The organism is Denitratisoma sp. DHT3 (assembly GCF_007833355.1).
Lineage (GTDB): Bacteria > Pseudomonadota > Gammaproteobacteria > Burkholderiales > Rhodocyclaceae > Denitratisoma.
In genome coordinates, this window is record NZ_CP020914.1 from 537,567 (window position 1) to 561,566 (window position 24,000).

General features: G+C 65.9%; 21 protein-coding genes. 13 read left to right on the top strand and 8 right to left on the bottom strand.

The features are described from left to right. The first annotated feature begins 16 nt into the window (after positions 1-16). The 5 genes from B9N43_RS02395 to fdhD all read left to right on the top strand — a co-directional run bounded on the left by B9N43_RS02395 (position 17) and on the right by fdhD (position 6,270). On the top strand, positions 17-916 hold the full coding sequence (locus tag B9N43_RS02395) for a DmsC/YnfH family molybdoenzyme membrane anchor subunit (protein WP_145840741.1): 900 nt from the start codon (positions 17-19) through the stop codon (positions 914-916). Positions 917-1,031: 115 nt separating this feature from the next. Continuing rightward, the gene (locus tag B9N43_RS02400; RefSeq protein ID WP_222428780.1) at positions 1,032-3,659 is read left to right on the top strand and encodes a molybdopterin-dependent oxidoreductase; all 2,628 of its coding nucleotides are present in this window, start codon (positions 1,032-1,034) and stop codon (positions 3,657-3,659) included. Then, the gene (locus B9N43_RS02405; RefSeq protein WP_145840742.1) at positions 3,659-4,273 is read left to right on the top strand and encodes a 4Fe-4S dicluster domain-containing protein; all 615 of its coding nucleotides are present in this window, start codon (positions 3,659-3,661) and stop codon (positions 4,271-4,273) included. The genes B9N43_RS02400 and B9N43_RS02405 overlap by 1 nt, the downstream gene beginning before the upstream one ends. A 132-nt stretch (positions 4,274-4,405) precedes the next feature. Next, positions 4,406-5,329: a dimethyl sulfoxide reductase anchor subunit gene (locus B9N43_RS02410; protein WP_145840743.1), complete on the top strand. Its 924-nt coding sequence runs from the start codon at positions 4,406-4,408 to the stop codon at positions 5,327-5,329. Between the two features lie 35 nt (positions 5,330-5,364). Further along, positions 5,365-6,270: a formate dehydrogenase accessory sulfurtransferase FdhD gene (fdhD, locus tag B9N43_RS02415; protein ID WP_145840744.1), complete on the top strand. Its 906-nt coding sequence runs from the start codon at positions 5,365-5,367 to the stop codon at positions 6,268-6,270. 170 nt (positions 6,271-6,440) lie between these two features. Here fdhD and B9N43_RS02420 read toward each other — a convergent pair whose 3' ends face one another. The 4 genes from B9N43_RS02420 to B9N43_RS02435 all read right to left on the bottom strand — a co-directional run bounded on the left by B9N43_RS02420 (position 6,441) and on the right by B9N43_RS02435 (position 8,003). Then, on the bottom strand, positions 6,441-6,659 hold the full coding sequence (locus B9N43_RS02420; protein ID WP_145840745.1) for a hypothetical protein: 219 nt from the start codon (positions 6,657-6,659) through the stop codon (positions 6,441-6,443). A gap of 123 nt (positions 6,660-6,782) precedes the next feature. Next, positions 6,783-7,160 (bottom strand): hypothetical protein, encoded by a 378-nt coding sequence (locus B9N43_RS02425; protein WP_145840746.1) that lies wholly within the window; start codon positions 7,158-7,160, stop codon positions 6,783-6,785. 181 nt (positions 7,161-7,341) lie between these two features. Then, positions 7,342-7,782: a YaiI/YqxD family protein gene (locus B9N43_RS02430; RefSeq protein ID WP_145840747.1), complete on the bottom strand. Its 441-nt coding sequence runs from the start codon at positions 7,780-7,782 to the stop codon at positions 7,342-7,344. Beyond that, positions 7,782-8,003 carry a DUF3820 family protein gene (locus B9N43_RS02435; protein WP_145840748.1) on the bottom strand — a complete coding sequence of 74 codons (222 nt, stop codon included), beginning with the start codon at positions 8,001-8,003 and terminating at the stop codon, positions 7,782-7,784. The genes B9N43_RS02430 and B9N43_RS02435 overlap by 1 nt, the downstream gene beginning before the upstream one ends. Before the next feature lie 159 nt (positions 8,004-8,162). Here B9N43_RS02435 and B9N43_RS02440 point away from each other — a divergent pair, with 159 nt between their 5' ends. Next, a complete protein-coding gene (locus B9N43_RS02440) occupies positions 8,163-8,753 on the top strand; it encodes a LexA family protein (protein WP_145840749.1) in 591 nt (196 codons plus the stop codon). Positions 8,754-8,832: 79 nt separating this feature from the next. On the opposite strand, the gene B9N43_RS02445 is transcribed toward B9N43_RS02440, so the two are convergent. Genes B9N43_RS02445 through B9N43_RS02455 form a run of 3 tightly spaced genes read right to left on the bottom strand, consistent with a single transcriptional unit; the run spans position 8,833 to position 13,688 of the window. After that, positions 8,833-9,564, bottom strand: a complete 732-nt coding sequence (locus tag B9N43_RS02445) for an SDR family oxidoreductase (RefSeq protein ID WP_145840750.1) — start codon at positions 9,562-9,564, stop codon at positions 8,833-8,835. 48 nt (positions 9,565-9,612) lie between these two features. After that, positions 9,613-10,197 carry an antibiotic biosynthesis monooxygenase gene (locus B9N43_RS02450; RefSeq protein ID WP_145840751.1) on the bottom strand — a complete coding sequence of 195 codons (585 nt, stop codon included), beginning with the start codon at positions 10,195-10,197 and terminating at the stop codon, positions 9,613-9,615. Between the two features lie 41 nt (positions 10,198-10,238). Next, complete coding sequence (locus B9N43_RS02455; RefSeq protein WP_145840752.1) at positions 10,239-13,688, bottom strand: pyruvate carboxylase; 3,450 nt, start codon at positions 13,686-13,688, stop codon at positions 10,239-10,241. Positions 13,689-14,034: 346 nt separating this feature from the next. On the opposite strand from B9N43_RS02455, the gene B9N43_RS02460 reads away from it, so the two are divergent. From B9N43_RS02460 to B9N43_RS02490, 7 genes are all read left to right on the top strand, one after another. Beyond that, positions 14,035-15,132: an LLM class flavin-dependent oxidoreductase gene (locus tag B9N43_RS02460; RefSeq protein ID WP_145840753.1), complete on the top strand. Its 1,098-nt coding sequence runs from the start codon at positions 14,035-14,037 to the stop codon at positions 15,130-15,132. A 64-nt stretch (positions 15,133-15,196) separates the two neighbouring features. Beyond that, positions 15,197-16,117, top strand: a complete 921-nt coding sequence (locus B9N43_RS02465) for a fumarylacetoacetate hydrolase family protein (RefSeq protein WP_145840754.1) — start codon at positions 15,197-15,199, stop codon at positions 16,115-16,117. A 16-nt stretch (positions 16,118-16,133) separates the two neighbouring features. Next, positions 16,134-17,405, top strand: a complete 1,272-nt coding sequence (locus B9N43_RS02470) for a M20 family metallopeptidase (RefSeq protein ID WP_145840755.1) — start codon at positions 16,134-16,136, stop codon at positions 17,403-17,405. Positions 17,406-17,478: 73 nt separating this feature from the next. After that, positions 17,479-19,920: a 5-amino-6-(D-ribitylamino)uracil--L-tyrosine 4-hydroxyphenyl transferase CofH gene (gene cofH / locus B9N43_RS02475; RefSeq protein ID WP_145840756.1), complete on the top strand. Its 2,442-nt coding sequence runs from the start codon at positions 17,479-17,481 to the stop codon at positions 19,918-19,920. 1 nt (position 19,921) lies between these two features. Further along, positions 19,922-20,737 carry a cyclase family protein gene (locus tag B9N43_RS02480; RefSeq protein ID WP_145840757.1) on the top strand — a complete coding sequence of 272 codons (816 nt, stop codon included), beginning with the start codon at positions 19,922-19,924 and terminating at the stop codon, positions 20,735-20,737. 14 nt (positions 20,738-20,751) lie between these two features. Next, on the top strand, positions 20,752-21,951 hold the full coding sequence (locus B9N43_RS02485) for a LeuA family protein (RefSeq protein WP_145840758.1): 1,200 nt from the start codon (positions 20,752-20,754) through the stop codon (positions 21,949-21,951). A gap of 176 nt (positions 21,952-22,127) precedes the next feature. Next, complete coding sequence (locus B9N43_RS02490) at positions 22,128-23,090, top strand: helix-turn-helix domain-containing protein (protein ID WP_186453948.1); 963 nt, start codon at positions 22,128-22,130, stop codon at positions 23,088-23,090. A gap of 215 nt (positions 23,091-23,305) precedes the next feature. On the opposite strand, the gene npdG is transcribed toward B9N43_RS02490, so the two are convergent. After that, a complete protein-coding gene (npdG, locus tag B9N43_RS02495; RefSeq protein ID WP_145840760.1) occupies positions 23,306-23,983 on the bottom strand; it encodes an NADPH-dependent F420 reductase in 678 nt (225 codons plus the stop codon). Positions 23,984-24,000: the final 17 nt, after the last annotated feature.

A 24,000-nucleotide genomic window follows, 5' to 3' on the forward strand; every position in this document is an offset into this window, starting at 1 on the left:
ACAAGGAGGGAATGACATGTTGGCTAAGAGTCTCGATGTGGTCGGCAGCGAATTCCGCGTCGGCTATCGGATGCAGAAGTCGTGGGGAATGTCGATGGCGACGGCCTTTTTCTTCGGCGAGGCCGGCGCGGGTCTGTATTTCGTCTCCCAGTTCTACGACCTGGCGGCGGGGATGCTGCTGGGCCTGTTGATGGTGATTTTCGGCAAGGGCGGCGGCCATCTGCTGCATCTGGGCAAGCCGTCGCGCGGCTGGCGCGCCTTCACCCGGGTCGGCAGTTCCTGGATTAGCCGCGGCCTCTGGGCGATCACGCTGTTCGCCGCCTTCGGCGCCCTGCATCTGCTGGACCTGCAGACCGGGCTGCTGCCCCGGCCGCTGTCGGCGCTGGCGGCGGGCGTGGCGGTCGCGGGCTGTCTGGTGATCATGGTGTACCAGGGGTTCGCGATGTCCCATTCCTCGTCGATCACCCTCTGGAGCAGCGGGCTGATGCCCCTGGCGAGCCTCACCTATGCCCTGCTCAACGGCGTGATGCTGACTCTGGTGATCGGCCACGACGCGCTCGCCACCAGCCATCCGGAGGCGCTGCCGATGCTGCGCATGGCCGCCGTCGGTCTGGTGCTCTACGGCTTCGTGATGGTGCTGAGCCTGGTGCACAGCGCGAAATACGGCTCCGGCGGCGGCCGCAAGTCGGTGGAGCTGCTGCTGCGCGGCGCGTTTTCGGGCTATTTCCTGCCGGTGGTGCTGGTGCTCGGGTTCGTCGTCTCGGGGACGATGCTCGCCTTCGCCGCCAAGGACCTGGCCACCATGATCCTGGTCGCCGGCTGCGAGTTGACCGGCTACTACGCCTTTCGCGTGCTGATGTTCAAGGCTGGCACCTACGATCCGGTGCTCAGTTTCGCGCCGAAGTTCAAACCCTGATGCGATTTTTCGGATGCAGTAAGCCCGTTGTAACCCAGTACCCAGAAACTCCGGCCTGTCGCGAGCGGAGAAATCCAGAAGCAGTCACGTTCCTTCCCCAACGGAGGTCAAGCAAGTGAATAGTAGAGACATCCAGCAGAATTCCCTGAAGCCGGGGAAGTGGTTCAACTCGACGTGCAAGATGTGCCTGCACTCCTGTTCCACCCGGGTTCATGTCACCGACGACGGTGTCATCAACAAGATCGAGGGAAACCCCACCAATCCGTCCAATGCCGGCAAGCTCTGCCCGAAGGGCAACGCGGGCATCATGCGCCATTACGATCCGCAGCGCTTCCAGCAGCCGATGCGCCGCACCAATCCGGAGAAGGGGCCGGGCGTCGATCCCAAGTGGGAGCCGATCAGCTGGGAGGAAGCGCTGGACATCACGGCCCGCGAGATCAAGAAGTCGCTGGACGTCGACCCCCGCCGCATCCTGCCGTCGCTGGAGGACTTCCAGAAGATGCACATCTGGTTCTGGCCCCTGGCGATCGGCAATCACAACTTCTACCAGTCCGGCGGCACCATGTGCGGCGGCGCCTACCATCCGTTGAACGGCTACATCCATTCCGCCTTCGGCGCGGTGAATGACGCCAAGTACTGCAACTACTGGATCAGCAACGGCGCCGGGGACGGCTTCTCTTCCCACCTCCACGCCGCGGCCCAGTCCCATTGGGTGGCCAAGGCCCGCATCGAGCGGGGGATGAAGGTGGTTGCGGTGGAGCCGCGGATGTCCATCGCCGCGGCCAAGGCCGAGGAGTGGGTGCCGATCCGCCCCGCCAGCGACCGCCATTTCGCCATGAGCATGAGCCACGTCCTGGTCAACGAGGGGCTGTGCGACTACGAATTCCTGCGCAAGGACACCAACGCGTCCTATCTGGTGGGGCCGGACCAGTTCTTCGTGCGCGACGAGAACCGCCAGATCTATGTCTGGGATACGGCGGACGACTGCGCCAAGCTCTGGAACGATCCGACCCTGAAGAACCAGAATCTGGCGCTGGAGGGCGAGTACGTGGTGAACGGCGTGAAGTGCCGCCCCGCCTTCCAGGTCTACAAGGACATCCTCAAGGAAGCCTCGCCCGAGGCGATGGAGAAGGTCACCACGGTGCCGCCCGAGACGGTGCGCCGCATCGCCCGGGAGTTCGCCCGCGAGGCGCGCATCGGCGAGACCATGACCCTGGCGGACGGCCGTACCGTGCCCTACCGGCCCGCGGCCTACAACTACTACCGGGGCGCCCAGGGCCGCAAGACCGGGATGATGACCAACCACGCCTTCCAGCTCACCAACATGCTGATCGGCAATATCGACCACCCGGGCGGCCGCTGCGGCGTCACCATCACCGACGGCTGCGTGGACAACAACCACTGCCAGCCCGGCGAGTGCGGCCAGATGCTGGGCACGCCCCACCAGCTGGGCCACATGCCGCCCTTCTCCTGGCCGCCCAACGAGTACCACCTGGCGGGCTTCTTCCCCGTCGGCGTGAACGGCCCGCACCTCAACATGCTTTCCTATCTGGAGCCGGAGAAGTACGGCTCCACCTACAAGCCCGACGTGCTGGTGAATTGCCATTCCAACCCGGTCTGGGCGATCCAGGGGCCGCGCGACAAGTGGCTGCAGTTCCTCAAGGAGATGCGCTTCATCGTCTGCGTGGACATCATTCCCACGGAGATGACCGACTTCGCCGACATCATCCTGCCTTCCCACGACTATCTGGAGTCCTTCAACTCCGTGATGATCGAGCCGCCCTACACCGAGGGCATCTGCTTCCGCCAGCCGGTGGTGGCGCCGCTCTACGACACCAAGAGCGAGGAGGACATCTTCTTCGAACTGTCCGAGCGGCTGGGCGTGCTGGACCAGTACAACGAAGTGATCAACATGATCCTGGGCTTCAACCAGAAGCCGCACCTGAAGCTGGAGCCGGGCAGGAAGTACACCGACCGCGACATCGCCGAGCGTCTCGGCCTGCTCTGGAACGACAAGCCGATCGAGTGGTACATGGAGCACGGCCATTCCTCCACCGAGCGCCGGCTGGACAAGTGGTACCGGCCCTGGGACGGCATGCGCCTGCTGTTCTACATCGAGGACCTGCCCTTGCAGCGGGAGAACCTGCGCCAGCAGTTCGAGGAGGCGCAGGTGCCGTTCCGCCACGAATGGCCCTTCGACGACTACCAGCCGCTGCCGACCACGGTGCTGGACCCGATCCACCTGGAGCCGGCGGAGTACAACCTCTACGCCATCACCTTCAAGGACATCCAGCTCAACTTCGGCGAGAGCCTGTCCAACCCCTGGATCAAGGACATCACCTACCGCGACCCGGTCCACACCGGCCTCCTGCTCAATCGCGGCACGGCCGACAAGCTGGGCTTCGCCGACGGCGACATCGTCCTCGTGGAGTCGCCCTACGGCCGCCTCTACGGCCGGCTGAAGACCACCGAGGCGATGCACCACGAGACCCTGGGGGTTTCCAACGCCCTGTCCCGCACCAAGAACGAGAACCGTTCGGTGCTGATGGCCGGGGGCCACTACAACGATCTACTGCCTTACGACATGCGCAATACAGACGGTGCCACCGGCCAGCCCGAGACCAGCTGCCGCGTGAAGATCACGAAACTCGACGACTGGCCCGACTTCCTCAAGCGGGGTTCCACGGTTTATGACTTCGTGGATTCCATCAACAACGCCAAGGGCAAGGGAGGGCAACACTGATGGCCAAGATGGGAATGGTCTTCGACCTCAAGGCCTGCATCGGCTGCAACGCCTGCGTGGTGGCCTGCAAGCAGGAGAACTCCTTGCCGGACGGCGTGTTCTTCACCCGCACCCTGAGCTACGAGCACGGCACCTACCCCAACACCCGGCGCACCTACATCCCCACCATCTGCAATCAGTGTGAGGATGCTCCGTGCGAGAAGGTCTGCCCCAGCGGCGCGACCTTCACCCGCGAGGACGGCATCGTCATGGTGGACCGGGACAAGTGCATCGGTTGCAGCAGCTGCGCGGTGGCCTGCCCCTACGACATGCGCACCATGCTCGACAAGGACATGTTCGAGAAGGGCCTGTTCGGCACCGGCGAGCTGACGCCTTTCGAGAAGCAGGGCTACGAGCGGTTCACACCAGGTACCTCGGTCAAGTGCGACTTCTGCAGCCAGCGGGTGGACGCCGGACTCGACCCGGCCTGCGTGTCCACCTGCCCGACCAACGCCCGCATCTTCGGCGACCTCGACGATCCCAACAGCGCGCCCAGCAAGCTGATCCGGGACCGCGACGGCCGCCAGCCGCTGCCGGAAAAGGGCACCAAGCCCAAGGTCTATTACGTGGACTGAGACGTGGACTGAGCGCTGCGGCGCTCTCAAGAAAATGAAGAGCCGCCCCAAGCTTTCTTGCCCCTCCCTCGGGAGGGTGAAAATGCCGAGAGGCGTTTTCGGGGGCGCTCAACTGCCTAGGTGGATACTACGATGACGAATACCGGCAACAATCGTCTGGTCGGCAACTCCTTCAAACTGGGGTACCGCTTCCAGCGCTACTGGGACACCTCGATGGCCATCGCCTTCTTCTCCGCGGAAGTCGGCACCGGTCTGTTCCTGGTTTCCTATTTCTGCAACTACGTGCTGGGAATGGCGCTCGGCCTGGCCCTCACCGCGACCCTCAAACCCTACTTCCATCTCGCCCACATGGGCGTGCCGCAGAAGTCCTGGCGCGCCATCCTGCGTCCCGACCGCTCCTGGATCAGCCGCGGCGCCTTCGCCGTCGCCGTGCTGGTGGGCTTCGGCGTGCTGCACGTGATCGACCGCGCAACGGGGCTGGGCGCCGCCCTCGGCCTGTCGCAGGGCGTGATCGACCTGGTGGGCTATCTGGCGGTGGCGGGCGCGCTGGTGGTGATGTGCTACCAGGGCCTGGCGATGTCCCATTCCGAGTCGCTCACCCTGTGGGCCAGCCCGCTGCTGCCGGTGTCGAGCTTCTGCTACGCCCTGACCGCCGGCGCGCTGCTGACGCTGGTGGTGGGCTGGGGCGCGCTCGAACCCCGGCGGCTCGCGGGCCTGGTCAATCTGGCGGTGCTGATGCTGATCCTCGACACCCTGGTGGTGTTCGGCATCCTGCTGTCGGCGCGGCGCAAATCCAAGGGCGGGGCCTTCTCGGCGGAAATGCTGCTGCAGGGCGAGTATTCGTCGCCGTTCCGCAATCTGGTGCTGCTGCTCGGCCTGGCCGCACCCGTCGTCCTGATGGCCCTGGGTGCCGGCTCGTATCCGATGGTGATCCTGGCAACGCTGGCGATGCTGGTGGGCTTTTTCGCCTTCCGGGTGCTGTTGTTCAAGGCGGCCGTCTTCGAGCCGATCACCCACGACCTGGCCGGCAGCATCGGCCTGCCGAGCGCGCGCTAGCGCCCGGCCGGTTCCGGAATTCCGGGAGCGTTCCCATGGGCCCTGTCGGCACCCCCGTCGTCAGCAATCTCGGCACCCGCATCACGGCGGCGGAGGAAATCTTCGCCGACGGCCATCGCTCCGGCGTTGCCGAGTGCCGTGTGGTGGAGGAGGACGTCCTCACCATCGAGGTGGAAGGGGTCGGCAGCTACGCGCTGATGTGGACTCCGACCGAGGACAACAGCCAGGCGGCGGGCTTCACCATCGAGGACGGCGTGCTGTCCGAATGCGGGGTGCCCGAGTCGCTGGCGCTGGCGGCCGGCTTCGCCTTCACCGAGGGCATCGTCGAGCGCGTCTCCGACATCGTCAACATGTCGGTCTGCCCGGAGCGCGCCGACGTGGTGCGGATGGTGCTCGCCCATCCGGAAGGCGTCGCGGTGAGGCGCCGCAACGTGGTGATGAACAGTTCCTGCGGGGTGTGCGGCGGTCGGGATCAACTGGAGGCGGGCATGACCTGCACCGCCCGGGTGCCCGACACCGTGCGCATGTCGGTGGCCGACTTCCTGCCGATCCGCGACGCGATGCTGGAGCATCAGGGCATCTTCGGCCGCACCGGCGGCGCGCACGGCGCCGCGGTGTTCGACCGCGAGCTGCGGGTGGCGGCGGTGGCGGAGGACCTGGGGCGGCACAACGCCCTGGACAAGGTGATCGGCTACCGTTTCCTCAGCGGGCTCGGATTCGACGGCTGCGGCGTCTACATCTCCAGCCGGGTCAGCTACGAGATGGTGGCGAAGTCGGTGCGCGCCGGCTTCGAGGTCGTCGCCGCGATCTCCGCGCCCTCGTCGATGGCGATCGACCTCGCCGAGCGGTTCGGCATCACGCTTTGTGGATTCGTGCGCGGCACGAGCGCCAAGGTGTATAGCCACCCCCACCGGCTGACGTCCGCCGGGAGTTCAGCGTAAAAAAGAGCTCAGCGTAAAAAACAGCTTTTCCGCCGCGCCGCCGCAAGGAAAAGCGGCACGCGCCGGAGGCGCAACGTATCGGTGCCCCCACGAAGCACCCCCAAACACCCGAGCGCAGCGAGCAGTCTAGAACCCCCCGGAGGGGGGCGAAGGGGGGCGAGCCTCCTCCATCACTCCACCGACCAGCACAAGTCGCAACGATGGGCCGTCATGAGATAGCCGTTCTTGCGGCTGGCGCACTGGAAACAGGCGCTCGCCGGGATGTGCAGCAGCACGCTGGTATAGCCGAACACCTCCCCGCCCAGGTAGTTCGCGAGATCCATCACCGTCGCCTTGTCGGTCTCGATGATGCAAAGAATCCTGTCTTTGAAATCTTCGTCACAGACCATGGAAATGCTTTTCAGCCTGTATTGGCCCTCGCAATGTCTCTTCAGGCGAAGAAACAAATCGCCGGGATCTGTCGCATCGTCGAAGGTCGGGACTGAGGGAGCGCTCGCCATCAGGGCCGCACGCTACCGCCAATACAGACTGGTCATTACCCCGGAGTAGCGCGCGAACAGCCGTTGTGATTTTTCCGACAGCACCAGATAGACTATTCGTCCGTCATGATCGGCGGGGTATTTCTCCAACGCGCCGCGTGCAATCAATCGCATCACGCGCCGCCGTATCGTCGCCGCGGAGCCCAGGCCGAAACGTTTCAGGTTATCCATGCTCAAAGTAAGATTTTTGAAGCAGACCGGATGACCTTGTTCCTGGGCATAACCAATCGTCAGCAGAATCTCTCGGTCTTCCAGCGAGGTCATGAAGGGCAGGTTTTTCCGCTCAAACTCACGAATCCGTTTTAAGTTCGCGAATAACATAAATTCGATTATGACTGTGGCGAATGTCACGGCACAATCAAAATTTGTTTGCAATTTGCACTATTTCTTATGTGCTTCGTATTTGACAGCCCATCGTGGAGTGATGTAGCGAGCCCTCTGGTCCTTCGGTGAAACAGCGCGGGAACGCGGTGCGACTCGAACGGGGGGCAACCACGGCCGCTTTCCCGGCGCCGGCTGCCTTGAAGTCGGATCACTTCGCCAGATAGCGATCCAACTGTCGGGCGAATTCACGTTGGTCGCTGGCGCTGAACGAGGCCGGTCCGCCGGTCTCGACGCCCGACGAGCGCAAGGTGTCCATGAAGTTGCGCAGGGTCAGCGCGGCGGCGATCGAGCCCGCATCGTAGGTTTCCCCGCGCGGGGTGATCACCTTCGCCCCTTTGCCAATCGCCTCGGCGGCGAGGGGGATATCCGCCGTCACCACCAGATCGCCGGCCTGGGCGCGGCGGACGATCTCGCCATCGGCGACATCGAACCCCCTTGGCACTTGCAGCGAGCGGATATGGGGCGAGGGCGGCACGGCGAGCATCTGATTGGCGATCAGCGTCAGCTCGCATCCGGTGCGAATGGCCGCCCGGAACAGGATGTCCTTGATCGGCCTGGGGCAGGCGTCCGCATCGACCCAGATCGCCATCAGCCGGCCCTCCGCTGCCGCAGCGGTTCGAGGATCGGCTTGAGCCCGTTGTGGTCGATTTCCTGCATCAGCGCCAGGAGACGCCCGATTTCCCCGGCCGGAAAACCCTCCCGGGCGAACCAGTTCAGATAGTTTCCAGGCAGGTCGGCGATCAGGCGCCCCTTGTATTTTCCGAAGGGCATCGCCACGGTCACAAGGCGTTCAAGGTCTTCCGGCGACATCTTCGGGTCCATTCGATCGGTGCATTCCGATCGGCGCATTCATGATTCGTCCATCCTAACAAGCCGATCCGCCTGTGGGATTCGAGAATAGGGACGCATGTTGACAGGTAATCGTTCGAGCACTATCTTTGGTGAACGAAAGAATACCCGGAGACGGCCATGGCCTCCCCCAACAAAGACACCGAATACCTCGACCAGCTACGGGACTACTATGCCGAGAACCGCCGCATTCCTTCCTTCCGGCGGATCGCGACGCTGCTCGGCTTCGCCTCCAAGGCCGCCTCCAGCAAGCTCCTGGAGCGCCTGGCGACTGCCGGCTATGTCGAACGCACTTCCGACGACGATGCCTGGATTCCCACGGAGCGGTTCTTCGAGCGCCCCTTGGCCGCCTCCTTCGTCCGCGCCGGCGGTCCGGATATGGTCGAGGCCATGGAGTCCGATCCGTTCCTGGTGGACCGCTATCTGGTCCGCCAGCCCTCCCGCACCGTCATGGTTCCGGTCAAGGGGGATTCCATGAGCGAAGCCGGCATCCACGAGGGCGACATGGTGGTCGTGGAGCGCCGCCGCGCCGCCCACAAGGGCGATTTCGTCATCGCCATCGTCGACAACGAATTCACCCTCAAGGAATTGGGCATGGAACGCGGGAAGTTCGTTCTCATCCCCCACAACCCGGCGTATCCCGTCATCCGTCCCAAGGGCGAACTGGAAATCTTCGGCGTCGTCACCGGGCTGGTCCGGCGCTATGCCTAGCCTCTTCCAGAATCAACGTGAAACAGAAAATTGAAACAGCGAGTCAAACAGACGAGCGCAGCGGGTTAACCACCATAAGTCACCAAGGGATCGGTTCGTCGAGATGGAAGAATCCTCCGGTGGGCCCGTCGTTCGGCAACAGGGCCAGGGAAACGGCGGTGCGGGCGCCTTCCTCCGGGCTGATCAACCCACCGGGGTTCGGATCGGTCTTTACGATGCCGGGATGGGCCGAATTGACCTTGATCGGCGTATTCCGCAAGGCGCAGGCCAAGTGTTGAGTGAAAGCGTTGAGGGCCGTTTTGCTGGCACAGTAGGCTAGGGGACGATCGCCTTGGGCCCACGATTCGGGCGATGCATGCAGCGACAGGGAACCGATGGCGCTCGACTGATTGACAATGCGTCCGGCCGGGCTTTTTTCCAGCAGCGGAAGCAGATGTCCAGTCAACTCGAGGATCGAAAAGAAGTTGATGTCGAAGGTCTTGCGCACAAGTTCAATGGGGACATTGGCCGCAGTGCAGGCCCAGTCGAATCCCATGCCCACATTATTCACGAGGATGTCGAGGCGGCCGAATTCACGGGCGATCCGATCATGGGCCGCCTGATAGGTCGTCGAGTCATCCGTGTCGATCCGCAGGTATCGGACGTCCAGACCCGTGTCGCGCAGGGCGCTTGCTGCCTGCTTTCCCAGGAGATCGTCGCGGGCACCCAGATAAACAATGATGCCCGCGGTGCCCAGCTGACGGCAGATTTCAAGGCCAATGCCACGGTTGGCGCCGGTGACGAGAGCGATACGGGGAGAAGTCTGGGACATGGGATCTCCTTGTGAGGTCAATTTCCAGGGTGACGGTGCGGAACCGTCCTACCTGCGGTACAGCCACTTCGCCAGCAGCCGGGTCCAGCGGGGCATGACCAGGTAGGTAGCCAGGGCCACCACGGTCAGGATGTTCAGTCCCTGGAGCAGCCAGCCGGGGAGGGGGCGGGGCAGGGCTTCCTGGAGGGGGGCGAGCAGGACCGAGATCAGGACCGTCAGCGGCCAGATGACCGCGGTGGTCGCCAGCAGCTGTTTCCAGCGCGGCGGAATGATGCCGCTGGGCGGGGTGAACCAGTAGTCGATGCCGCTGACGATGTCGATCTGCTCGTCGCTGTCGAGCAGATTCTCCAGTTGGGCGATCAGCGCCTCCCTGTCGGCCGAGCGATGCCAGCGGGCCGCGTCCTCCTGGCTCTGGAAGCGCACGGCCATCACGTATTCCTGGCGCCCGGCGGGTGGACGCACGATCTGGACCCCGAGATGGCCGGGGAATTTCGCCGCCACCTGCATGATGTGCCGCAGCCAGCGCTCGTAGGCCTCGCGGGCGCCCGCCCTGACCCGGTGGCGCACGACGAAGAACACCTGTTCGTGCTTGTCGCCCGGCACGCGCAGAAACGGTTCGGAATCGGACGTCATGGCAATGTTGTGCGTGGTGCCACGCTAACCATCGCAGGCGTTCAGTCGCGCAGGTCCATCAGCAGGTCCTTGGCCTCGATCTTGTCGCCGATGGCGACGTGGATCCTGCCCACCACGCAGTCCCGCTCGGCGGTGATCATGGTCTCCATCTTCATGGCCTCGATGGAGAGCAGGGGGCTGCCCTTCCTCACCGCCTGGCCGGATTTCACGTTGACGGTGGCGACGGCGCCTGGCATCGGCGCGGCGATGTGGTTCGGGTTGCCCAGCTCGGCCTTGGCGCGCGCGGCCTGCAGCACCGCCGCGCCGCGCTTGGGGATGCGGATGGAGCGGGGCTGGCCGTTCAATTCGTAGAACACCTTGACCATGCCTTCCTCGTCCACCTCCGCCTGGCCGACCAGCCGGATCACCAGCGTTTTTCCCGGCTCGATCTCGACGGCGATCTCGTGCCGCTCCGCCAGGCCGTAGAAGAACACCGGCGTCGGCAGCAGACCGACGTCGCCGTAGTGGCGATGGTGCTCGGCGTAGTCGATGAACACCTTCGGATACATCAGATAGGACGCCAGCTCGGTGTCGCTGATGTGGCGGTCCACGGCCTTCTCGCACTGGGCGCGCAGCGCCTCCAGGTCCGCCGGCGGGATGATGGCGCCGGCGCGGCCCGCCAGCGGCGGCTTGCCCTTCAGTACCTTGGCCTGCAATGCGGGCGGGAAGCCGTCGGCCGGGAAACCCATCTCGCCCTTGAACAGGGAGACCACCGACTCCGGGAAGGCGACCTCCCGCGCCGGGTCGGCCACCTCGGCCGGGGCGAGCTCGTTGGCCACCATGAACAGCGCCATGTCGCCGACCACCTTGGAGGTGGGCGTGACCTTGACGATGTCGCCGAACAACTGGTTCACGTCGGCATAGGCCTGGGCCACCTCGGCCCAGCGGTGCTCCAGGCCCATGGCGCGCGCCTGTTCGCGCAGGTTGGTGTATTGGCCGCCCGGCATCTCGTGGCGATAGACGTCGGAGGTGCCGGCGCGGATGTCGGCCTCGAACGGCGTGTAGAAGCGGCGCACGCCCTCCCAGTAGCGGGCGAAGGGCTGGATGCGCGCCGGGGAAATACCCGGATCGCGCTCGCCGCCCTGCAAGGCGGCGATGATCGCCCCCAGGCTGGGCTGCGAGGTCAGCCCGCTCATCGAGTCCATTGCCCCGTCCACCGCGTCCACCCCGGCGTCGATCGCCGCCAGCACGCTGGCCACGGCGCCGCCGCTGGTGTCGTGGGTGTGGAAATGGATGGGCAGGCCGATTTCCTCCTTCAGGGCCTTGACCAGCGTCGCGGCGGCGCGGGGCCGGCAGACCCCGGCCATGTCCTTGATGCCCAGGATGTGGGCGCCGGCCTTCTCCAGTTGCCGGGCCATGTCGACGTAGTACTTGAGGTCGTACTTGGGGCGGGCGGTGTCGAAGATGTCGCTGGTGTAGCAGATCGCCGCCTCGCACAGGGCGCCGGTCTCGATCACGGCATCCATCGCGACGCGCATGTTGTCCACGCCGTTGAGCGAGTCGAACACGCGGAACACGTCGATGCCCTCGCGCGCCGCCTGCCGCACGAAGTAGCGCACCACGTTGTCGGCGTAGTTGGTGTAGCCCACGGCGTTGGAGGCCCGCAGCAGCATCTGGAACAGGATGTTGGGCACCGCCTGGCGCAGCCTGGCCAGACGCTCCCAGGGGTCCTCCTTGAGGAAGCGCAGGGCGACGTCGAAGGTGGCGCCGCCCCAGCATTCCAGCGAGAACAGTTCCGGCAGGGCGCGGGCGTAGTGCGGCGCGACGGCCACCATGTCGGCGCTGCGCATGCGGGTGGCGAACAGCGACTGGTGGGCGTCGCGCATCGTGGTGTCGGTGAGCAGCACCTGGCGCTGCTCCTTCATCCAGGCCGAAAAGCCGCGCGCGCCGAGCGCCTTCAGGCGGTCGCGGGTGCCCGGCGGGATCGTCCGGCCGCCTTCCGCCGCCGGCAGCAGCGGTGCGGCCACCGGCTGATGCGGCTGCTGCCGGCCCTTGACCTCCTCGTTGCCATTGACCACCACTTCGCCGATGAAGCGCAGCATCCGCGTCGCCCGGTCGCGCCGCTTGGGGAAGTGGAACAGCTCCGGGGTCCGGTCGATGAAGCGGGTGGAGCAGTCGCCGGCGATGAACAGCGGGTGGTTGATGACGTTTTCGAGGAAATGCAGATTGGTCGACAGCCCGCGCACGCGGAACTCCCGCAGCGCCCGGTCCATGCGCTGGATCGACTCGCGCGCGCTGGGCGCCCAGGCGGTGACCTTGACCAGCAGCGAATCGTAGTAGGGGGTGATCACGGCGCCCGTATACGCCGTGCCGGCGTCCAGGCGGATGCCGAAGCCGGCCGGGCTGCGATAGGCGGAGATGCGGCCGTAGTCGGGGGTGAAGTTGTTCTCGGGATCTTCGGTGGTGATGCGGCATTGCAGCGCATGGCCGGAGAGATGGACATCCTCCTGGCGGGGCAGGCCGGCGTCGGGGTCGCCGATCCGCGCGCCCTCGCAGATGCGGATCTGGGCCTTGACGATGTCCACCCCGGTGACCTGCTCGGTGACGGTGTGCTCCACCTGGATGCGGGGATTCACCTCGATGAAGTAGAACTGGCCGCTGTCGCCGTCCATCAGGAACTCGACGGTGCCGGCGTGGGTGTAGTTCACCGCCCGCGCCAGGCGCAGGGCCGATTCGCACAGAGCCTGGCGCCGGACGTCGTCGAGATAGGGCGCCGGCGCCTGCTCCACCACCTTCTGGTTGCGCCGCTGCACCGAGCAGTCGCGCTCGAACAGATGGATCGCCGTGCCGTGGCGGTCGCCGATGATCTGGACCTCCACGTGGCGGGCGTTGACCACCAGCTTCTCCAGATACACCTCGTCGTTGCCGAAGGCCGCCATCGCCTCGCGCCGCGCCACGTCGAGCTGGGCGCGCAGGTCGTCCTCCGTTTCGATCATCCGCATGCCGCGTCCGCCGCCGCCCCAGCTCGCCTTCAGCATCAGGGGATAGCCGATCTCCCCGGCCAGGCGCGCGGCCGCGTCGAATTCGCGGGGCAGGGGGCCGGTGGCGGGCATCACCGGCACGCCGGCGGCGACGGCGGCGTTGCGCGCCGCCACCTTGTTGCCCAGGGTGCGCATCACCTCCGGGGTCGGGCCGACGAAGGCCAGCCCGTTGCGGACGCAGGCCTCGGCGAAGTCCGGGTTCTCCGAGAGCAGTCCGTAGCCGGGATGCACCGCGTCGGCCTTGGCCTCCTTGGCGATGCGGATGATGTCGTCGATGTCCAGGTAGGCCTGGATCGGCTTCCGGCCCGCGCCCACCAGGTAGCTCTCGTCGGCGTTGAAGCGGTGCAGCGCGAAGCGGTCCTCGTTGGAATAGATGCCCACGGTGCGTATGCCCAGCTCCGTGGCGGCGCGCATGACGCGGATGGCGATTTCGCTGCGGTTGGCGATGAGGAGTTTGCGGATCTTTTTCATGATCGTTACGGCGGGTCTCGGTGGCTGGAGTATTTCCGTTGTAGGCGACGCCCCCGATAACGGGGAGCTTCAAGCTTTTTCGGAGGGGAAGATACGGTTTGCCGGCAGCGGGGTCTTGCATGGTGAACCGGAGCGGTTTGTCTCAGCGTGCAGGATTCCCGACCCCGGATCGGCCCCGATCGGGGCCCCTTTCGGTTTTGCACTGGCGATCAATGCACCCCGCCCGGCCGGGCAAGACTCCCCGCGGACGGCCCCCGTACGATTCGATCCAGTTCGATGCCGGGCGCGCGCCGCGCCTCCGATCGAGTTACTGCGAGCCAACCCTTTCAGCGGGAGTTAAGTCCAAATGACCAAGACCATTCAGCCCAAGATGGGCGTAATTTTCAAGTCCTACGAGCCGTTGTCGGCGATCCGCGCCTACGCGGAGCAGACCGAGGCCAGCGGCATGACCGGCGGCTTCTGGATCGCCGAGGCCTATCACTGGTTCCGCCAATACGGGCTGGAGGCGCGCGGCTGCTTCACCACCCTCGCCGTCGTCGCCCAGGCCACCAAGAACATTCCGGTTGGTCTTGGCATCACCTCGCCCTACATGCGCCATCCGACGATCCAGGCCTCCGAGGCCGCCGGCATCGACGAACTGTCCAACGGCCGCTTCCTGATGGGCATCGGCGTCGGCAAGGTCGGCATCGAATACCTGGAGTACGACATCGAGAAGATGCGTCCCGTGGCCGTGCATCACGAATCCATGGAAATCATGCGCCACGTCTTCAGCGGCCAGAAATACTCCTATGAAGGCAAGCACTACAAGTCCTCGATGCCCGCCTTCGACCGTGCCGGCCGCGGCCTGCGCACCGACATCCCGATCTACGTCGGCGCCACCGGCCCGGCGATGCAGAAGCTCTCCGGCAAGGAAAGCGACGGCATGCTGCTCGCCGGCCTGACCTCGCCCGCCTTCGTCAAGTACGCCATCGACAACATGCGCGCCGGCGCCGCCGCCGTGGGCCGCACCTTGCCGGACAGCTTCCCCGTGGGCGGCGTGATCCTCTGCGCCTGTTCCCGCGACGGCGACAAGGCGCGCAACGCCACCCGCAGCTACACCGGCACCTACATCGTCAACAAGATCCGCAACATCAAGAACGACGTGATCCTGGCCGGCTCCGGCCTGCCCGACAGCGCCTGGGAACCCTTCCGCAAGGCGATCGCCGAGGGCACCCAGGACAACGTCACCCATCTGGTGACCGACGAGATGATGCGCCGCTTCACCGTGATCTCCGGCACTCCCGAGGAATGCCTGGAAATCACCCAGGAACTGGTGGATGCCGGCCTCAACCTGCCGCTGCTGGAAGTCGTCGGCAAGACCGTCGAGGACAACCTGGAAACCATCCGGCTGATGGGCGCCGAAGTGCTGCCCAAGCTGAAGCCCGGTCCCGTCGCTTCGGCCTGAGCGCCGCAGCAGGCGCCGCGGGCAACGAGTCCGCGGCGCAGTCGAATCCAACAGAGAGGCAAAAATGAAACTGGCGAGTTTTAAGATCAAGTCGAGCGGCAAGACCACCATCGGCGTGGTGCTGGCCGACGGCGGTTATCTCGATCTGCACGGTGCGACCAACGGCGAGCTGCCGGCCCGGATGATCGACTTCCTCGAAATGGGCGAGGGGGCCATGGCCCGCGCCCGCGCCGTGGCCGCGAACGCCGCCCTGGGCCGCGCCAACGTGGTCCCGGCCGACGACGTGGAACTACAGGCGCCCGTGCCGCGTCCCGGCAAGATCATGCACACCTCGTGCAACTTCCCGGCCCACCTCTCGGAACTGACCACCTGGAAGGAACCCGAGTGGCAGTCGCACAATTGGGGCGAGTTCCATTTCGAGCACCCCACCGGCTTCCTCGAGGCGCCTTCCAGCGTCGTGCCCACCGGGGCCTCGGTGAAGGTGCCCCATTTCACCAAGCAGCTCGACTACGAGATCGAGGTCGGCATCATCATCGGCAAGAAAGCCTTCCGCGTCTCGCCCGACGAGGCGCTGGACTACGTCGCCGGCCTGACCATCTTCAACGACCTGTCGGCGCGCGACATTCAGGCCCGCGAGCATTCCAACAAGGTGATCCTGCTGGGCAAGAGCTTCGACGGCTCCTGCCCCCTGGGCCCCTATCTGGTCACCCTGGACGAGGTGGGCGACGTCAACAACCTGCCCATGGTGCTGACGCTGAACGGCGAGGAGCGCCAGAACTCCAATACCGGCAACGTCATCTACAAGATCGCCGACATGGTGTCCTGGTGGTCCAACATCACCCTGGAGCCGGGCGACGTGATCACCTCCGGCAGCCCTCCGGGCGTCATCGCCGGACGCAAGGACGCCACCTACCTGAAAGGCGGGGACCGCATCGACTGCAAGGTCGAGAAGCTCGGCACCCTGACCACCTTCATCGTCGAATAAGCGAGGCGAAACAATCATGGCAAACCGTGTCAACAAGGATCTCGTCCGCAAGGCGACCGATCTGATCGACCGCGACCGGCTGGTCAACCTGACCATCGACCTGACCAACATCCCCAGCCCCACCGGCTACGAGGGCGACGTCGCCCGCGCCTACCACGAGGTGCTGAAGGGCGCCGGCTTCGACGCCACGCTGCAACCCATCGGCGACGAGCGCTACAACGCGGTCGGCCGCCTGCAGGGCGAAGGCGGCGGCAAGTCGCTGATGTTCAACGGCCACCTCGACACCTCGTTCGGCCCCGAGCAGGCCCATCGCGGCCTCGGCTACCAGTGCAAGGGCACGCTGGTCGACGACGAGTGGATCTACGGCATGGGTTCCTTCAACATGAAGTTCGCCCTGGCCAACTACGTCACCGCCGTCGAGGCGATCCGCAAGGCCGGCATCAAGCTGGGCGGCGACGTGGTCATCGCCGGCGTCGCCGGCGAGATCGAGAAGGCGCCGGTCAACGAATACGAGGGCCGCCAGTACCAGGGCTACGGCGTGGGCACCAAGTACGCCATCACCCATGGCGCCACCGCCGACTTCTGCATCCTCGGCGAGCCGACCAACATGATGCTGATCCCGCGCCACTGCGGCACCACCTGGATCAAGATCACCGTGCCCGGCCAGCTGATCCACACCGCCTGGTCGGATCTCGAACGCAACGCGATCAACCGCGCGCGCGTGGTGCTGGACGCGATCCACGAATGGATTCCCGACTACTGCCAGCGCAACCGCCTCGGCGACTTCCAGCCTCGGGTCAACGTCTCCGCCATCGAAGGCGGCTGGCCCTGGCGCGGTGCCCGCACGCCCGACAACTGCGTGATCTACCTGGACGTGCGCACCCTGCCGAACGTCCTGCCGGAGCAGGCGTTCAACGAAGTGCGCAGCGTCGTCAAGAGCGTGGTCAAGGCCAATCCGCATCTGGCGGGCACCAAGGCCGAAATCTTCCTCTCGGCCCCGGGCACCTCGATTCCGGACGATCACGAACTGGTCCAGAGCGTGATCGCCGCCCATACCCACCAGCTCGGCCAGGCGCCGCAGATGGGCACCGAGACCTGGTACAGCGACGCGGCCCACATGAACCGCTACGGCATCCCCACCGTCAATTACGGCTCGGCGGGCCGCATCCGCACCGGCGGCGGCGGCTTCTCGACGGCGCAGGGCGAGCACACCCACATCGGCGACATGATGGACATCGTGCGGGTGTACATCGAAGTGATGATGGACCTCTGCGGCGTGGTCGAGTGAGTCGCCGCGGGCGGGCCGCAAAGGGTCCGCCCGGTCCGGCATGGAGTGGTTGAACAGTGGAAAGCCGTGATTGATGGACATCCTCGTCGAGTCGATTTCAAGTTCGGGGCGCCTTGACGCCGATGCCGCGCTGGAGCTGGCGGAGTGCCATTCCACCAAGGCGCTGCAGGCGATCGCGACGAAGATCCGGGATCGCGGCCACGGCGCGCTGATCACCTATTCGCCCAAGGTCTTCATCCCCCTGACCCGGCTTTGCCGCGACGTCTGCCACTACTGCGCGTTTTCGCGGGAGCGGGGCGAGGACCAGGCGCCCTACCTGACGTCGGAGCAGGTGCTGGAGGTCGCCCGCGCCGGTGCGCGCGCCGGTTGCCACGAGGCGCTGTTCACCCTCGGCGACAAACCCGAGTTGCGCCATGCCAAGGCCCGCGAGGCGCTGGCGGCGCTGGGCTACGAGTCCACGGTCGCCTACCTGGCGGCCATGGCGCGCCGGGTGCATGAGGAGACCGGCCTGCTGCCCCACATCAACGGCGGCGTGATGGACGCCCGGCAACTCGCCGAGCTGCGCGCCGTGTCGGTTTCCCAGGGGCTGATGCTGGAAACCGTCTCGCAGCGGCTGTGCGCGGTGGGCCGGCCGCATCACGGTTCGCCCGACAAGATTCCGGCGGTGCGCCTGGCGATGATCGCCGAGGCGGGCCGGCTGGGCATTCCCTTCACGTCCGGCATCCTGGTCGGCATCGGCGAGACCCGCCAGGAACGGATCGAGGCCCTGTTGACGCTGCGCGACCTGCACGACGGCTACGGCCATCTGCAGGAAGTGATCGTCCAGAATTTCCGCCGCAAGCCCGGCATCAAGATGGCAGAGGCGGAGGAGCCGTCCCTCGACGAGCTGTGCTGGACCATCGCCGTGGCCCGCATCGTCCTCGGCCCCAAGGCCAACATCCAGGCGCCGTCCAATCTCTCTCCCCAGTCGCTGCGGGCGCTGATCGATTCCGGGATCAACGACCTGGGGGGAATCTCGCCGGTGACGCCGGACCACGTGAATCCGGAGGCGCCCTGGCCCCATCTGCGCGAGCTGGCGCAGGCCACGGAGGCGGCCGGCAAGACGCTGGTGCCGCGTCTGCCCCTGTACCCGGCCTATGCGCAGCGGCTGGAATCCTGGGTGGACCAGGGCCTGCGGCAAGCGGTGCGCGACCGGGTGGACGGCGGCGGCTTTCCGCGCACGGACGACTGGTCCCCCGGCGAGGACGGCCGCCCGCCGGAACTGCCGTCGTTCCCCAAATCGCGCCACCTGAGCTGCTCCCTGGGCAGCCAGGCCTACCGGCACGCGGAGAAGGCGGCGCGCGGCACGCGGCTGTCGGCGCCGGAGCTGACCCGGCTGTTCGAGGTGCGGGGCGGGGACTTCCGGATCCTCTGCGCGGCGGCCGACGAGCTGCGCGTCGATGTGAAGGGCGAGGCCGTCACCTACATCCCGAACTGCAACATCAACTACACCAACATCTGCGCCTACCAGTGCCGTTTCTGCGCCTTCTCCAAGGGCAAGACCAGCGAGGCGCTGCGCGGCAAGGGCTACAACCTCTCCCTGGCCGAGATCCGGCAAAAGGCGGTGGAAGCCTGGGATCGCGGCGCCACCGAGGTCTGCCTGCAAGGCGGGATCCATCCTTCGTACACCGGCCAGACCTACATCGACATCTGCAAGGCGATCAAGGCGATCCGGCCGGATCTGCACATCCACGCCTTTTCGCCGCTGGAAGTCTGGCAGGGCGCGCAGACCCTGGGCGTGCCGCTGGCGGACTACCTCGCCGAGCTGAAGGCGGCGGGGCTGGGCTCCCTGCCCGGCACCGCGGCGGAAATCCTCGACGACGACATCCGCAAGGCGCTCTGCCCGGACAAGCTCACGGTGGACCAGTGGACGGAAGTGATGCGGGTCGCCCACGGCCTCGGCCTGAAGAGCACCGCGACCATCATGTACGGCCACATCGAGGGTCCCAAGCACTGGGCCCGGCACCTGCTGCGCCTGCGCGACCTGCAGGAGGAGACCGGCGGCTTCACCGAGTTCGTGCCGCTGCCCTTCGTCCATATGGAGGCGCCCCTCTACCGGCGCGGCCTGGCGCGGCGCGGCCCCACCTTCCGCGAGGCGGTGCTGATGCACGCGGTCGCCCGCCTGGCGCTGCATCCCCTGATCGGCAACATCCAGACCTCGTGGGTGAAGATGGGGCGGGAGGGGGCGGCCACCTGCCTGCAGGCGGGCGCCAACGATCTGGGCGGCACCCTGATGAACGAGAGCATCAGCCGCGCCGCCGGCGCCGGCCACGGCCAGGAGATGTCGCCCGCCGAACTGGAGGCGCTGATCCGTTCCATCGGCCGCGAACCGCTCCAGCGCAACACCTTCTACGGCGCCTTGCGGCGCCGTCCGTGGTTCCCGCGCGGCGTCGGCGGGATGCAGCCGGCGGCGAACGATTTCCAGGCCGGCGAACACGGCGCGACGCCCATCACAACAATATTGCGAGGAACATGAAATGCGCGGTGAAGCCCTGTTTGACGCCTTGTCGAAGGCAGACGTCTATGATCTCGGCCAGGCCTATTGGCCGGCGATGCCGGTGCATCCCTTCGACCCGCCGTTCCAGTTCTTCCTCTACCGCTACCACGAGTACGTCCGCAAGTCCTTCGATGAGATGGGCATCGAGCCCGGCTTCTCGGACGCCATCAGCCTGGTGGTGACGTCGATGCACTCGGGCACCCATTTCGACGCGCCGATCCACATGTCGCAGGACAACAAGGTGATGGGCATCGACGTGACGCCCTATCAGCGCGACACCGGTTTCACCCATCTGCCCGAGCCGCTGCACAGCATGGAAAAGGTGCCGCCCCTGGTGCTGCGCGGCGTGCTGCTCGACATTCCGGCCTACAAGGGCGTGGACCTGCTGCCGGAGCGCTACGCCATCACGGCGGCGGACCTGGAGGGCGCCGCCGCGCGCCAGGGCGTGACCATCGGCGCGGGCGACTGCGTCCTGGTGCGCACCGGCTACGGGCGCTTCTTCGAGACCGACCGCGACACCTATCTCAACAAATGGGCCGGCCTCGCCGACGACGCGGCGCACTGGATCGTCGCCCGCAAGCCGCGCCTGGTGGGCATCGACAACCTGTCGCTGGGCGTGCCGGCGCCGTTCGCGAGCCATCGAATCATCCTGGTCGAGGCCGGCATCTACGTAATGAAAAGCCTGACCCTGGAAGCCCTGGCGGCCGCCGGGCGCCACGTCAGCACGGTGGTCGTGCTGCCGCTGAAGATCAAGGGCGGGGAAGCCTCCCTGGTCCGACCGATCGCAATTGCTTGAATCGAGGTGACGACATGAACGGCAGCACATCCATTGCCCCCGACCTGATCTGGACGGGCGACATCAATCGGCGACCGGAAGTCCAGGACGGCTTCGATCGCAGCCGCACCGTGCGCTTCTACGACACGACCCTGCGGGACGGCGAGCAGGCGGTCGGCGTGGTCTTCTCCGCCGACGCCAAGTACCAGATCGCGCGCGCCCTCGACGAACTGGGCGTGGGGCGCATCGAGTCCGGCTTCCCCCGCGTTTCCGACGAGGACACCCAGGCGGTGCGGCGGATTCTCGACGCCGGCCTCCACTCGGAGATCTGGGGCTTCGCGCGGGCGGTGAAGGCGGACATCGACGCCCACATCGAGCTCGGCACCCGGGCGGTGCTGATCGAGATCGCCACCAGCGAACAGAAGATGCAGGCCTACGGCTTCACCCGCGAGACCGTGATCAACCGGATGAGCGACGCGATCCGCCATGCCCGCGCCCACGACATGCGGGTGAACTTCTTCCCGGTGGACGCGACCCGCTCCGACCTGGATTTCCTCGAACAGGTCTACAAGGCGGCCATCGCCGCCGGCGCCTCGGAGGTGTCGGTGGTGGACACCATCGGCGCCTGCGCCCCGGAAGCGGTGGAATTCCTGATCCGCAAGGTGGCCTCCTGGGTCGGGCCGCGAGTGCCGATCCACTGGCACGGCCACAACGACTTCGGCCTGGCCACGGCGGCCGCGGTCGCCGCGGTGCGGGGCGGGGCGACCTGGATCCATGGCACCATCAACGGCATGGGCGAGCGGGCCGGCAACGCCGACATCTGCGAGGTGGCGCTGGCCCTTCAGTGTCTCTACAACGTACCGGTGGAAATGGACCTGTCCAAGGCGCGCAAGGTGTCCGAACTGGTGCGCGCGGCGGGCGACTACCAGGTGGACCGCTGGAAGCCGGTGGTGGGCGAGGCGCTGTTCGTGCGCGAGAGCGGTGCGGTGGCGGCCCAGTTCCACATGCCCGACGCCATCGAACCGTATTCCTCGTCCATCGTCGCCGCCCGGCGCGGCATCGTGCTGGGCAAGAAGAGCGGTCTGGCCAACATCGAGATCAAGATCAAGGAACTGGGGCTCGTCGTTCCCGAGGAAAAGTTCCCGACGCTGCTGGCGCAGGTGAAGGAGCAGGCGACGCGAACCCATCAACTGGTCAGCGACGCCGATTTCGTGGCGATGGCCAGCGCGGTTTGACGGAAATACAACACTCGGAGCGTTATGGTTGACTGCTCTTCGTGCGTTCTGATATCTAACAACCGAACTCATTGAAAAGCGAAAAGAGCCGGTCGAGCCGGCCGGAAGCTGAGACAGCAATCCCGGGAGTTCCCGTCCGGATGGCGGGCGGGCTCCCACTGGAGGAGGCTTGTTTTATGGGTATGCCACTCGCGGTCGAAGCACCGCCGTTGGACAATGTCGCAAATGCCGTTGTGCGCGTACTGGCCCAGCAGCACGACGAACCTTTCGGTCACTATGCGATCAGCCGTTTCAAGCTGGCCACGCTGACCATCCATTGCATCGAAAGCGATCCGGTCACCGTCTGCCGCCGCGACGAGGACATTCTCGCCGACCACGTGTTCGATCTGCTGCTGCACGTGCAGCTCGAGGGCACGGCCGTGATCACCCAGTGCGAGCGGACCTTCACGCTCGCCCAGGACGCCTTCGCGATCGTTCCGGGGGGCATCCCCTACAGCGTGAACTATCCGGAGAAGGGCAGCAAGATCATCCTGCGCATCCCCCACCGCGTGTTCCACGAGCGCGTGCTGGGCCGGGAGGTCCGCGACTTCGGCGCCGCCGTGTTCAATGGCGGCGGACTGGTGCCGGTCGTCATCAACCTGCTGAAGTCCCTGACCCTGGAGGCCGAGGGGAACCTCTCCGAAATCGAGCAGTACACCCTGTCGGAAAGCTTCCTCGCCCTGGTGGGCGCGGTCGTCCGCTCCCGGGCCAAGGTGTGCCCCAAGGACAACGAGAAGAACCAGTCCGCCCGCCTGTGCCGCATCCTCTCCTACCTCGAGGAACATTTCACCGACCACGAATTGACCCCGACCAAGATCGCCGAGGCCAATTTCATTTCCGTGCGCCATCTGCACGGCCTGTTCCAGCAAAGCGGCATGACCGTCAGCAAGTGGATCTGGGATCGCCGCCTGAAGGCCGGCCGCGAGGACCTGCTGGACCAGGCGATGGCCTCCCTGACCATCTGCGAAATCGCCTATCGCCGCGGCTTCAACGACTCCGCCCATTTCAGCCGCGCCTTCAAGGAGCGGTTCGGCATCTCGCCGGGCCACCTGCGGACCAAGGCCCGCAACGGCGAACTGACGCCGGTCGTCACCGGCTGAAGCCGGTACTTCCGAAAGAAATGCCCCTGCGCGGGGCATTTTTATTCTGGAAATCTTGGGTCGAACCACGGCGACACGGCGGGCACGGCGAAAACCCTCCTCGTCCCGTAGGAGCGGGCCATGCCCGCGACCAGCATATTGTTGCCCACCGGTTCGCGGGCATTGCCCGCTCCTACACACGCCGTACCCGCCGTGGTTGACTACTTTTTCAAGGTTTATTCGGACTTGGTCGGCGTGCCGGTGACGTGGATGCCGGCGCCGGCGATGCCGTAGCGTTTGTTGAGGAAGATCAGGACCGAGGTCAGGGCTTCCGCCACCGCCGAGTTCTCGATCGGTCCCGCATGCCAGGCCTTGAAGCCGATTTCCGCGGCCAGGCGCACGATCGTCTCCCTCGCGTCCACGTCGTTGCCGCTCACCAGCACGTCGCAGTCGTCCAGGTGGGCCTCCTCGTTCTGCAGATGGGCGGCGGCCACGTTCTGGAACGCGGAGACGACGCGCACGCCCTCGCCGAGAAACGCCTGCGTCTGCTTCGCCACGCAGCCGGCGGCGGGGAGCTGGACCCGCGTCACCTTGGGCGGTATCAGCGGCACCGTGGAGTCCACGAAGATCTTGCCCTGCACCGCCGCGCGGATGGGCGTCAGGGTGCCCTCGTGACTGGCGAAGGGGACCGTCATGAAGACGATGTCGCCAGCGGCGGCGGCCTCGGCGTTGGCCATGCCGCGCACCGACAGGTTGCCGCGCCGGCTCATTTCCGCCGCGGCGGCCTCCGCCTTGTCGGCCGCCCGCGAGCCGATGATCACGGGATAGCCGGCCCGGGCGAAACGCCACGCCAGTCCGGAGCCGAGATCGCCCGTGCCGCCGATGAAAGTGAGTGAAGGTTTTTTATCGGTCATTCGATTCTCCTGGTGAT